General features: G+C 41.2%; 13 protein-coding genes. 7 read left to right on the forward strand and 6 right to left on the reverse strand.

Translation table 11 applies throughout. The features are described 5' to 3' along the window. The first annotated feature begins 37 nt into the window (after positions 1-37). The 5 genes from HUN01_RS22470 (at position 38) to HUN01_RS22490 (ending at position 5,481) form a co-directional block, all read left to right on the forward strand. Positions 38-3,616 (forward strand): tetratricopeptide repeat protein, encoded by a 3,579-nt coding sequence (locus tag HUN01_RS22470; protein ID WP_181928055.1) that lies wholly within the window; start codon positions 38-40, stop codon positions 3,614-3,616. Positions 3,617-4,000: 384 nt separating this feature from the next. After that, positions 4,001-4,273, forward strand: coding sequence for a hypothetical protein (locus tag HUN01_RS22475; RefSeq protein ID WP_181928056.1), 273 nt, complete (start codon positions 4,001-4,003; stop codon positions 4,271-4,273). Positions 4,274-4,320: 47 nt separating this feature from the next. Further along, entirely contained in the window at positions 4,321-4,608 is a 288-nt protein-coding gene (locus HUN01_RS22480) for a hypothetical protein (RefSeq protein WP_181928057.1), read from the forward strand. Next, positions 4,605-5,024 (forward strand): type II toxin-antitoxin system VapC family toxin, encoded by a 420-nt coding sequence (locus tag HUN01_RS22485; RefSeq protein ID WP_181928058.1) that lies wholly within the window; start codon positions 4,605-4,607, stop codon positions 5,022-5,024. The genes HUN01_RS22480 and HUN01_RS22485 overlap by 4 nt, the downstream gene beginning before the upstream one ends. A gap of 19 nt (positions 5,025-5,043) precedes the next feature. Next, positions 5,044-5,481 (forward strand): CUE domain-containing protein, encoded by a 438-nt coding sequence (locus HUN01_RS22490; RefSeq protein ID WP_181928059.1) that lies wholly within the window; start codon positions 5,044-5,046, stop codon positions 5,479-5,481. 53 nt (positions 5,482-5,534) lie between these two features. Here HUN01_RS22490 and HUN01_RS22495 read toward each other — a convergent pair whose 3' ends face one another. Further along, the gene (locus HUN01_RS22495; RefSeq protein ID WP_181928060.1) at positions 5,535-6,173 is read right to left on the reverse strand and encodes a histidine phosphatase family protein; all 639 of its coding nucleotides are present in this window, start codon (positions 6,171-6,173) and stop codon (positions 5,535-5,537) included. 44 nt (positions 6,174-6,217) lie between these two features. On the opposite strand from HUN01_RS22495, the gene HUN01_RS22500 reads away from it, so the two are divergent. Beyond that, positions 6,218-6,379 (forward strand): hypothetical protein, encoded by a 162-nt coding sequence (locus HUN01_RS22500; RefSeq protein ID WP_181928061.1) that lies wholly within the window; start codon positions 6,218-6,220, stop codon positions 6,377-6,379. A gap of 113 nt (positions 6,380-6,492) precedes the next feature. Here the strand turns inward: HUN01_RS22500 and HUN01_RS22505 are convergent, their stop codons facing one another. The 3 genes from HUN01_RS22505 to HUN01_RS22515 form a co-directional block, all read right to left on the reverse strand. After that, a complete protein-coding gene (locus tag HUN01_RS22505) occupies positions 6,493-7,569 on the reverse strand; it encodes a PEP-CTERM sorting domain-containing protein (protein WP_181928062.1) in 1,077 nt (358 codons plus the stop codon). Positions 7,570-8,454: 885 nt separating this feature from the next. Next, entirely contained in the window at positions 8,455-8,637 is a 183-nt protein-coding gene (locus HUN01_RS22510; protein ID WP_099103871.1) for a CsbD family protein, read from the reverse strand. Positions 8,638-8,975: 338 nt separating this feature from the next. Beyond that, positions 8,976-9,440, reverse strand: coding sequence for a hypothetical protein (locus HUN01_RS22515; RefSeq protein WP_181928063.1), 465 nt, complete (start codon positions 9,438-9,440; stop codon positions 8,976-8,978). A gap of 253 nt (positions 9,441-9,693) precedes the next feature. Here HUN01_RS22515 and uvrB point away from each other — a divergent pair, with 253 nt between their 5' ends. Further along, entirely contained in the window at positions 9,694-11,691 is a 1,998-nt protein-coding gene (uvrB, locus tag HUN01_RS22520) for an excinuclease ABC subunit UvrB (protein WP_181928064.1), read from the forward strand. A gap of 58 nt (positions 11,692-11,749) precedes the next feature. On the opposite strand, the gene HUN01_RS22525 is transcribed toward uvrB, so the two are convergent. After that, positions 11,750-12,010 carry a type II toxin-antitoxin system RelE family toxin gene (locus HUN01_RS22525; RefSeq protein ID WP_181928065.1) on the reverse strand — a complete coding sequence of 87 codons (261 nt, stop codon included), beginning with the start codon at positions 12,008-12,010 and terminating at the stop codon, positions 11,750-11,752. Next, positions 12,010-12,225 (reverse strand): hypothetical protein, encoded by a 216-nt coding sequence (locus HUN01_RS22530; RefSeq protein WP_181928066.1) that lies wholly within the window; start codon positions 12,223-12,225, stop codon positions 12,010-12,012. The genes HUN01_RS22525 and HUN01_RS22530 overlap by 1 nt, the downstream gene beginning before the upstream one ends. Positions 12,226-12,228: the final 3 nt, after the last annotated feature.

Raw genomic sequence — 12,228 nt, forward strand, 5'->3', positions numbered from 1 at the left:
TAAGGTAGCATCACATTAACCAGTGTTGGCAATAGCTATGGCGCAGAATTGGTTGCAGATTACGCATCAAAACGACAAAATCCAACTTTCTTGGCAACGCGGATATGAAATTCGTCGCCTTGCGCCAGAAGTCGCCTTCCAGCAACCCTTCAATGAAGAAAACGCAGCTGAATTGCGCTGGTATTTAGAAGATTATCTGAGCTTTCCTTACGGTATTTTTCCAGATAACGCTGTAAAAATTGAACAAAAATTACAGCATTGGGGACAACAGCTATTTGAGCTAGTATTTCGCAGTACAGAGAAAGGAAGAGAGTTTTTTCAGGAAGCGACACGGGAAGGGCTAGATAAATGTGAACTGGGCATCATTTCTGATAACGCCGAAGTGCTGAACTTGCCTTGGGAGTTGCTATATTCCCCCGATTATCAATTTCTTGCACCTTCACTGGCGGGGATGTATCGCAGTCTCAGCAGTCAGGGCGTAAAAGCACCATTGCCAACAATGCCCGATGACCAACTGAATATTTTACTAGTTATTGCCCGTCCTTACGATCAGCAAGATGTTGGATTTAAAACCATTGCCCGTCCACTGCTGGCGGCGCTGCAACCGATACGACAGCGAGTCAATCTTAAGGTATTGCGTCCCCCTAGCTTGAAAGCATTTGAAGCGGAACTGCAAGGGAATAAGGGTTTTTATCATATCGTCCATTTTGATGGACATGGAAATTTTGACAGCGAGACTCAGGGAGTTTTAGTCTTTGAGGATGAACAGGGAAATGAGCAAGCTGTCAGCGCTAGAGAAATTGCCCAATATTTAACAGATTGCCGTGTGCCAATTTTTGTGCTGAATGCTTGCAAGTCTGGACAAGTAGGCGAAGAAGCTTTTTCTTCTGTAGCGGGACAGTTGGTGAAATTGGGGGCTAAGGGTGTGGTAGCGATGGCGTATTCAGTTTACGCCAAAGGTGCAGAACACTTTATTAGGCGGTTGTATGGGGAATTAGTCAGGGGAGAGTGTATCGCCACAGCAGTTGCAGCAGGGCGAAAGTCTATGTCTATTGACAAAATGCGCCCCAGTCCCAAAGGAAATTTACCTTTACAAGATTGGCTTGTGCCGGTTCTGTATCAGCAAGAACCCTATACGCCTTTTGTTCCTAAAAAGACAGCACCCAGTTTTGCCGATTTGATGGCGCAAGCAGACAACACCCCAGAAAGTAGCAAAGCTGTAGGTTTACCTGATGAAAGTGCTTATGGTTTTATTGGGCGGGATTATGAGATTTTGCGTTTAGAGAGAGCATTTCGGCAAAATCATGTTGTGTTAGTGCAGGGAATGGGCGGCGTTGGTAAAACTGAGTTAGCCGCAGGTTTCGCCCGGTGGTTGGATGACACTCAAGGACGTACAGGCGGTATGTTCTTCACCTCCTTTGAACAGGGTGCGGGGTTGAGTCAGGTAATTAACCAAATTGGTAGGGCGTTAGGCGGTGAGAGATTTTCCCAAATGATGCCAGATAAGCAAGAAGATGTGGTGCAAGGATATTTGCAAACTAATCCTTGCTTGTTGATTTGGGATAACTTTGAACCTGTCAACGGTTTTCCTACGGGGAATGAACCATTATTAAGTGGGGAAGAAAGAAACAAGCTGAAGCGGTTTCTTAAAGAATTGCGGGGTGGTCAATCTTGGGTATTAATTACCAGTCGCCACGAAGAACTTTGGTTGGATTGTGGGTATAGTTTAATCAATTTGCGGGGGTTGTCTCAAGCGGATGCCCAAGAGTTAGCCGCGAAGATTTTGCAAACGGTGGGTGTGGAGAGAAAGAACCTACCAGCAGAGTATTTGGAATTGTTGAAATTGTTGGGGGGACATCCGTTGTCTTTGCGGGTGGTGTTGCCGCATTTAAAGACACAGACACCTGTGCAATTAATTGAAGCGCTGCGACGGGGGTTGGATACTTTTAGGGGACAAGAGGAAGAAGGGAGAGAAAAATCTCTCACTGTGTCGTTGGATTATTCCTTTGCTAGGTTGTCAGAACGAACACGTCAGCATTTACCATTTTTGGCACTGTTTTCGGAACGGGTTGATGCACATTGGCTGCATCTGTTTTCAGAAAATGCTGATAATGAATTTGGACAAGCTTATCGGGCTGTGTTTGGGGAGAACTTGCAAAAACCAGATTGGTTAAGGATTCTCAATGAAGCCGCCGCCGCAGGTGTTTTGGAATATTTGGGTGAGACTATCTACAAAATTCACCCTGCATTGCCTTGGTATTTGCGCCAGCAGTTAAACACAATTACTTCCCAGGAGGTGATTAACGAACTCGAAAAAAAGTTGCTGATTTTCTACGCAGCGTTGGCTGACAAGTATTATAAGCAACTCATCAGCAAGGCAAAACTAGCAACTTTTGTGCTGCGGGTCGAAGAACCAAATCTGTTGCAAAATCTGCGCCTTGCTGAACAGCAGCAGGAATGGGCTTATGCACAATCAATTCTGCAAGCCTTGGGAGAAGTGTATGAGCGGATAGGGCGCAAACCCGAATTTAAGTCACTGCGGCAACGTGCGCTGAAACAAATAGGCATTCACTTGGCAGATGCAAAAGCAAAGGGTAAAAATGCTTTGGATTTTTGGATGTATCTGCGGGGTGCAGATGCTAATGAAGCAGCTCAAAGTGCTGACTTGAAAGGGGCAAGGAAAGTTGATCAAGAAATTCTGGATGAACTGATAGCTGTAAATGACTCCTCAGTGAATGTCAAAATTGCCAGTGCTAATCATAATTTAGGCACTATTGCCGAAGAGCAACGGCAGTTTGATGTGGCTGTTGATTACTACAACAAGGCGCTGAAAATATATGAAGATGCTGGTGATTTGTACCGTGCTGCTAGTGACTATCACCATTTGGGCAGGGTAGCCCAAGAGCAACGGCAGTTTGATGTGGCTGTTGATTACTACAACAAGGCGCTGAAGATATTCGAAGATGCCGGGGATTTGTACCGTGCTGCTAGTGACTATCACCATTTGGGCAGGGTAGCCCAAGAGCAACGGCAGTTTGATGTGGCTGTTGATTACTACAACAAGGCGCTGAAAATATATGAAGATGCTGGTGATTTGTACAGTGCTGCTAGAGAATATCACCACCTGGGCATGGTAGCCCAAGAGCAACGGCAGTTTGATGTGGCTGTTGATTACTACAACAAGGCGCTGAAGATATTCGAAGATGCCGGGGATTTGTACAGTGCTGCTAGTGACTATCACCAATTAGGCATGGTAGCCCAAGAGCAACGGCAGTTTGATGTGGCTGTTGATTACTATCAAAAAACCTATAAAGTTTTTGAGCAATTCCGTGATTGGCGTAAGGCTTCAGCAACATTGGGTAAGTGGGGAAGGGTTTTAGAAGCTCAAGAAAATTACGCTGAGGCTTTGCAAATTTACATCAATGGTTTAACTATTGAACTAAAGCATAATAAAGATTGGATTGGTTTCTATATCAATGCTTTAGCCTGTATACTCAAGCAGTTAGGTGAAAGCCAGTTTCAAGATATTTGGCGCGAGGCGACGGATGAAGAGTGTGCTGGAGAGTATCGCAAGGCAATTTGGGCAGCGCGAGATAGGCTAGAAACAGAGTCGTAGGTTACAGTGCAAGATTTATTGCCAACGTCAAATCATTCATAAGTTTTATTTAAGCATTGGTTACGATGTCTACGACGGGCTACGCCTACGCACACAGCACACTACCCTAAAGAGAGATCGCATAAGCTTTTGTCAAAAAGTTGTAACCTTAAGGCTTAATGTCGTAACCTTAAGCCTTAATCTTATGATGCTGGTGGTTAATGTTGTAACGTTAAGCCTTAAGGTTATAGCGTTAAGCCTTAAGGTTATAGCATTAAGCCTTAAGGTTATAGCATTAAGCCTTAATGTTATAGCGTTAAGCCTTAATGTTGTAATGTTGGTGACGACAAGACATTCACTTCTAACTGCGATTAACTGCGATCGTTGATTCAAGAACTAACCAATATGCAAGCCTACAAGCTGAACGCCATAATTGACGAATCAGGTCATTTAATTATTGACGAACCTCTAAATATTGCTCCTGGAAAAGTGGAAGTGATTATTTTGCAGCCAGTTCCATCCTTGGAAACTTCTACTGAGTCACAGCCAGAAAAGCCGAGAAGAAAGTCTAAATTAAAAGCATTTGAAGGTTTATTTGAAAATGCCCCACCGACACCACCAGACTTTGATCCAAATCAAGCCCAATGGGAAGCTTTAAAGGAGAAACATAATCTGTGAAATTGCCTGAAATATAATTTAATGATATATAGATGAGGAAAACCAATATGCAAGCCTACAAGCTAAACGCAACAATTGATGAATCCGGTAATTTAATTATTCACGAACCTTTAAATATTGCTCCTGGGACAGTAGAAGTCATTATTTTGCAGCCAGTTCCATCCTTGGAAAGCTCTACAGAAACCACTACTGAGTCGCAGCCAGATAAGCCTAAGAGACAAACAACAAAAATCAAAGCTTTGCAAGACTGGTTTGAGAAGACACAACCTGCTCCTGCTGATTTTGACCCAGACCAAGCTAGATGGGAAGCTTTAAAGGAGAAACATAATCTGTGAAAGTCCTCTTAGACAACAATGTTATTTTGGATGTTGCTCTTGAGCGACAACCTTTTTTTGGCAATAGCGACACAGTTGTATCATTTGTTGAAGAGGGGCAGATAGAAGGCTACATCTGTGCATCTTCCTTTAGTGACCTTTACTACATCATCCGTAAAGAAAAAGGTCGAAATTTAGCTCTTGAATTTTTGAGGGAAATAGTTACTTTTTGCCATGTTACCACGGTAGACAGTGCCACAATCAACATGGCATTAACCGTTAACTTCAGAGATTTTGAAGACGCTATTCAATACAGCACTGCGGCACTCAATCACTTAGATGCTATTATTACCCGCAACCCTAGAGATTTTCCAGTTGCTACTCCCAGAATTATGACACCTGAAGAGTTGATTCAGGAACTAACAAATACTCTATAAATAATTAAGTCAAATATATATGAATGCCCAACTAACCCCTGTCGAAATCCAAGAACTTCAGCAACTTCTGCCAAACGACACCCCAGCCCAACAAGCGCTTACTACTCTGCAACAACACAATGGCAATCTAGAAGCGAGTTTTGATGCACTTTGGCAAGAGAAAGTCGGCAAAACAGATTATAGTAAGGGCAAAAAATCTCTTTTACAGCTGACCCTCAATGAAATCCGCGCGGAAATCTGTGGTGATGATGGTTTACAGGGCAAAATTAAAGAATACACCAAGAATCCTGGTAGTGCTTCTCTGCTCAATAGTATCATTGGCTCACTGGTGGCAGTTGCAGCAGTAAATGGAATACCGATGGATGCTGCGATCGCAACAATTGTCGTATTATATATTTTAAAAATTGGAATAAACGTTTACTGCAAATACACTGAGCCAGATAGCCAGCCAGAGTAAGGGTAAAAATATTATTGTACAGACGCGATTAATCGCGTCTCTCCTAACTCCCTTCACGTCCCTGGTAAATTTAGCAACTGCTCGTCCAAATGACTACGGTCTGCCAAAACCTTTAACAACGGCCCATGTGAGCTAAATTCTACAATACTGACCGAAGCAACAGGACATCCTAAACGAAAACGGAAGCGTCCCACGTCAACCCCCAGAAAACTACACAGAAGAATTCTGATGGTTGCCTTGTGTGCAACAACTAAAACATTACCATTACTGTAACTTTGTTTAATTTCTTCAATTACCTGCAAGGCACGAGAAGCAATTGTAACCGCCATTTCTCCACCAGTTGGAGCATTCCAAGCCGGATCTGCTGACCAGCGAATATAATCATCGTGATATTCACGGCTAATTATTTCTGGCGTTTTTCCTTCCCACTTGCCATAGTTGATTTCCTTTAAACCATCCCTAAGTTGTGGTTCCATCCCTATCGCAGCACATAAGGGTTTTGCTGTCAATACAGTTCGCCGCATTGGACTACAAAATATTGCTGTCCAATCCATAGAACTATATGCGTCAGCAAAAGCCTTTGCCATATCCAACCCTTCTGGGGTAAGTTCTGAGTCTATGGAACCGCAAAAGGAATTATTGCGACTACATTCTGTCTGTCCGTGACGGAGGAGATAAAGAGTTAGGCTCACGGTATATTCCCATCAATTGTAAATTTAAGAGCGCTAACAATCAGATGTTGCTGAAGATAGTTAATGCCTGTGGTATGTTACTACAATTTTTTGAGATTTTGAATAATTTTCAGGGGAAAGTTGCCGTAGCTACGCCCGTCGTAGACATTGCCATTAAAAAGGCAGGTATTGGTGCAGGAGCAAAAATTAAACTAATTTTTAGGTAATATTGCACCATCTTTTACCAAAGAATACATTAAACAGAATGTTAAGTGTGAAATTATAAATTTTTAACTACACACTTAACACGCTCTATCGTACCTATTTAGAAGTTGTTGACCTAAGCTCTTGCCGTATCTTTTCGTTGCTGCTTGTACTTGCGGCAGAAAGCTAGACCAAAACCACCGACCATTAATAAACCCAGTGTAGTTAAAGGTTCGGGCACAGACACTTTAGTTTTGAATTTGCTGGTAATAAACAGACTATACACATTATCATCATTACTTGGGTTTACAGTATTTAACTCGACGAACGTATCACCTGCCTGGATAAAAGGATTAGGATCAGCGCTATTACCAAGAGCTAGATTATAAAGTTCATCATCAGTCCTAAAACCGTCAGAATCAGAGGCAAACGGATCTGGGTTAGTCAAACTATCACCAATACCGCCAGCAGTGATTAGAGCACCATTAGCTCCTTCTCCATCATCCTGACCGCCAGCAGAGCTAGTTAAGCGTCGAGAGCTAGTAGAGTCTGTTGTCACGTCCACAATAGTCAATTGACCACTTGGCTGAATGCTATAGGTATCGGCAAAAGATAATATAAAATCGCCACCGCTATAAGGTTGATCAAAATTCAACCTGGTTGTGTCACCTGTGGGAGATAGCTCGCCGTCTAAGATAAAAGACGATAAGCCGACGGTTGTGGCATCTTGATAAGACACAACTAAAGTTTCACCGTCATTATCTCCTAGCTCTTCAATAGTATGGTTTTGCAAACCTCCTAAAGAGCTAAGAAGGCTGGTAACATCCCAACGTACAGTAGTTGCTGGGTTTTCGTTAGGTGCGAGTACAAAGGCATCAGCAACCTTCAACAAATTACCGTTCAGTTTGACATCACTTACAGGGCCATTAAAATCCTCCCAAACAGAAGAGGCATAAAGGTAGGCTTTGAGAACAGTTGCACCTACAGGTACGTCTGTTTGCAATGTGCCATTGTTACTGGTGCTACCAAAAGCATCTATAGAAAGTGCTGCATTGTCGAAGCTCTCACGAAACAACAAAGCTGCGGATGCTGGCGAACTTAAGGCAGCAAACCCAAAACTGACACCAAGCACTGCAAATGTACTCAAAGTAGCTTTGCGTATGTCAGCAGGCAAATATTTCTGTAACTTCTGTCTTACCTGAAATCTACTCATGACACTTGTTATGGGTATTTGATATTCTTAGGAAGAATTACGTGTTTTTTCGTAAATCTCTAACTTAATATCGCTACACAAGAATATATTTTCAACAAATCATTTCCTGTATTTATGAAAACTTTAAGATATTTTTTTGATTAAAATATTTTAAAATGTAGCTAAAAGCTATAAAGAATAAAGTTATTTTACAGTTTAAGGAAAAAATATATATGTAAGTATGTAAGATTTATGTGAATTTTATTTGATTAAAAATAAATAATCTAGCGTGAATTCAACAGACCTCCCTTTCCCCGGTTTTCTCTCCAAAGCGCAAAAAGAGGAGTAACGCAAAAATATAACTTCTTAAGCCTCTCTGCTTCGGGGAAAGGTTTGGAGAGGCGTCAAATCAAACTCGTCGAACTCACGCTAATATAAATAATGTATTATACATAATCTCTACTAAATAGTAGTTAAAAAAATCAAGGCGGGCAATGCCCACCCCAATCTTTAGATAGTACGGTTTTATTTTGCCAATCTACTTAGCTTCACAAATTCAACTAATTGAATTTATATATAAATTTTGAATTTATAGAAATAGATTATCTAACTTTCTAGAAGCTTAAAATTAAAAAGTGAGGATTTTCTAAAGCTCATTTTTGAAAGAAGTTGGGGAATCTGAGTTCGTACAGTCTTAATTTTGTAAGAATAATACTAATAGTAGAGACGTATTTAATTACGCCTCTACAAGAGTTCAAGAAATCAAGCCAATCCTTTATTTTCCAGACTTTCTAAGATGAGAATAAAGGTGTATAGCATTGATTTTCTAACACTCCATGCTTTTTTGCAAAAATGGAATCCATCCCATTGATATCCCTAGAGTTTCTGCAAAAATGTTATGAATTGTTAGTCAATATTTTTCTTCACATTATCTTTTACGTCTTCAATTCCATGACGTACTTCGCTTTCAGCTTGCTTTGCTTTACCTTTGGCTTTATCTTCTGGATCTCCAGTGACATTTCCTAATGCTTCTTGGGCTTTACCTTCAACATTTTTAGCAGCAGCTTTAGCGCGATCTTCTATGCTCATTTTGTACTCCTGATTTAATTAAAAATTCATTTCAAAGCTATAAACCAACTTTGAAATCCTTTGTGATTACCTTTACACAGTAGCTTAAACTTTTTGCTAAAGCCTTCCACCACAAGACATATTAAATAATTTGTAATTCGTAATTCGTAATTCGTAATTAAGAAAGGTAGTTGTAGTAAGTGTTCTGGCTGTTGGTTGAATATAAAATAAAGTAGTTACCTATGCTAAAAGACATAGAATAAATGCAAATATAGTAATTTCTACTTTTGAATGTTTAAATAAAAAAACCAGTTTCGTATAGAAACTGGGTTAATAAAGTATATGGTGATATTCTTTGTCTAATCTAGAAAACCCATCAGGGTTTCAGAATTGTCAATCTCATTTGGTGCTATGGGACGATTACCGAATGATGAATAGCCGTCAGAAATCACCAATGAACTTGAGGCAATTGGACGAATCCCAGAGAGATTTATACTTTCAACGACTTGGAATGTATTAGCGCCAATTGGACGAATACCCATTGAGTTATAGGTTTCAACTACTTCCAAGGTACTAATGCTAACAGGACGCACTCCAGCAATTGACAGGTGTTCAGCAACTTCTAAGTCGCTAGCGCCTATGGGACGAATTCCAGAAATGGCGAGTGTTCCAGAAGCTCCCACTGGCAGTTCAGTAACTTCCTCGACTTTATCTGCATTCAAGCCCTGGTCTTGTTGATTTTCAACTTCCTCTGTAGTTTCCCCTGGAGACTTGGCAGGCTTTTGCCGAGAATTGATTGCTTTGCCAGCGCTGCTAATAGTCATAAACGAAGACCTCTGGTTTGTTAATTGAATTTTACAATAATTAAGGAAAGATGAAATTTTTTCCCATATATATTAAAGTTTAACCTTAAAAAACCTCACATAGATATAAGTATCTTTAAAACTGATACATAAGTAAATTTTAATTAATAAGTTTTGTAAAAAATTATTGCCATTTATATGGTCTGATAAGCCAGCTACAATGGATACAGGGCGAAATTGTCACCATGAGATAGGGTATTTCCAGCAAAACTGTATGACAGAATTTTGTCTTCAAGCTCCCTTTAGTCCCACAGGCGATCAACCACAAGCGATCGCACAACTAACCGCTAGTATCCAATCAGGCAACCGTTATCAAACTTTACTAGGAGCCACTGGAACTGGCAAGACATTTTCAGTAGCAGCAGTTATTGAGAAAATTGGCAAGCCAACCCTAGTCTTGGCGCATAACAAAACCCTGGCTGCACAGCTTTGTAACGAGTTGCGGGATTTCTTCCCCAACAACGCAGTCGAGTATTTTGTCAGCTACTACGATTACTATCAGCCAGAAGCGTATATTCCCGTTACCGATACTTATATTGAAAAAACGGCGGCGATTAATGATGAAATAGATATGTTGCGGCATTCAGCGACGCGATCGCTGTTTGAACGCCGTGATGTCATTGTCGTTGCTTCCATCAGCTGCATCTACGGTTTGGGAATGCCAGCAGAATATCTGAAAGCTGCCATCCCTCTTCAGATAGGTATGGAAGTAAATCAACGCCAAATTTTACGGGATTTGGCAAATGTTCAATATAGCCGCAACGACATCGAAATGGGCCGGGGAAAATTTCGTGTCCGAGGTGATGTCTTAGAAATTGGCCCAGCCTATGAAGACCGAATTATTCGCGTCGAATTCTTTGGTGATGAAATTGACGCGATTCGTTATATTGACCCGGTGACAGGGGAAATTATCAAAAGCTTGGAAGCGGTGAATGTTTACCCGGCGCGTCACTTTGTCACCCCAGAAGAACGCTTAGAAGGAGCTTGTCACGACATCGCCGCCGAGTTAAAACAGCAAAAACTAGACTTAGAACAAGCTGGGAAACTATTAGAAGCGCAACGCATAGATCAACGTACACGCTATGACCTAGAAATGCTGCGCGAAGTAGGTTACTGCAACGGTGTCGAGAACTATTCCCGTCACTTAGCAGGAAGACAAGCTGGAGAATCACCAGAATGTTTAATTGATTATTTTCCCAAAGATTGGCTATTAATTATTGATGAATCTCACGTAACCGTACCCCAAATTCGCGGTATGTATAACGGCGATCAAGCGAGAAAAAAAGTTTTAATTGAACATGGATTTCGGCTTCCAAGTGCTGCTGATAACCGTCCTTTGAAAGCCGAAGAATTTTGGCAAAAGGTAAATCAGTGTATTTTTGTTTCAGCAACTCCTGGAAATTGGGAATTAGAAATTTCAGAAGATAATGTAATTGAGCAAGTGATTCGACCAACTGGGGTAGTTGATCCAGAAATTTCTGTGCGTCCTACAGAAGGACAAATTGATGATTTATTGGGAGAAATTAAAGATAGAGCCGATCGCCAAGAACGAGTGTTAATTACCACATTAACCAAGCGGATGGCGGAAGATTTAACAGAATATTTGCAAGACCGCAGTATCAGGGTACGGTATTTACATTCCGAGATTACTTCTATTGAGCGGATTGAGATTTTGCAGAACTTGCGCGAGGGAAAATTTGATGTTTTAGTTGGTGTGAATTTGCTGCGGGAAGGTTTGGATTTACCGGAAGTTTCCTTAGTAGCAATTATGGATGCAGATAAAGAAGGTTTCCTACGAACAGAGCGTTCCTTAATTCAAACTATTGGTAGAGCTGCGCGTCACGTCCAGGGACAAGCGATTTTGTACGCCGATAATATGACGGGGAGTATGATTAAAGCCATTGATGAAACAGATAGACGGCGTGGGATTCAAACGGCACATAATCGACTGCATGGAATTACACCACAACCAATTGTGAAAAAATCAAGTAATGCGATTTTGGCTTTTTTAGATGTATCTCGGCGGTTAAATGCAACTGACTTGAAAGTTGTAGATGAACATCTAGATGAACTGCCATTAGAACAGATTCCAGGGTTGATTACTCTGTTAGAAGCGCAGATGAAAGAGGCGGCGAAGAAACTGGAATTTGAAGAGGCGGGGAAATTGCGCGATCGCATTAAACATCTGCGGGATAAAATGCTAGGACGTTAACGTGAATCTACTGAGTACTCAATTGGAGTGTGATTGAGGGCACACTGATGACCGATTGTTAATTGTAAATATCACGGCGATGCCCAACTTGATGAATTGTGATGAGTTGTGCTTCAGTATCAAAAGAATAAATAACTCGGTAGTCCCCAATTCTGAGTTTGAACAAACCGCTTAAATCAGCACTCAAAGGTTGAGGGGTTAAGTCCTCAAAGTTCTCAGACAACCAGCGAATTTTACGCAGGATGCGCTCTTGAATAGTTGAGGTGAGAGTTTCAAACCCGATAGTCGCCTCTGATTTAAATTCGATCTCGTAGCTCATTACCAGGACAATCCCAGGTTTTTTGCTACTTCCTCAGCAGGGATTCCACGTTCTCCAGATTGAGTACGTTGTAGGGAGTCGAGTAGTTGCTGTTTCACTTCTGGCTTTATTTGTTTGCCTTCATCGGGATCAACCAATAGAGAGTGAATCGTTTCGGCAACAGTTTCTTGAATAAGAAGCTTGAGTTCTTCGATGGTCATGTCTTTGACTTGCATAGG

Source organism: Nostoc edaphicum CCNP1411 (assembly GCF_014023275.1).
Classification (GTDB): domain Bacteria; phylum Cyanobacteriota; class Cyanobacteriia; order Cyanobacteriales; family Nostocaceae; genus Nostoc; species Nostoc edaphicum_A.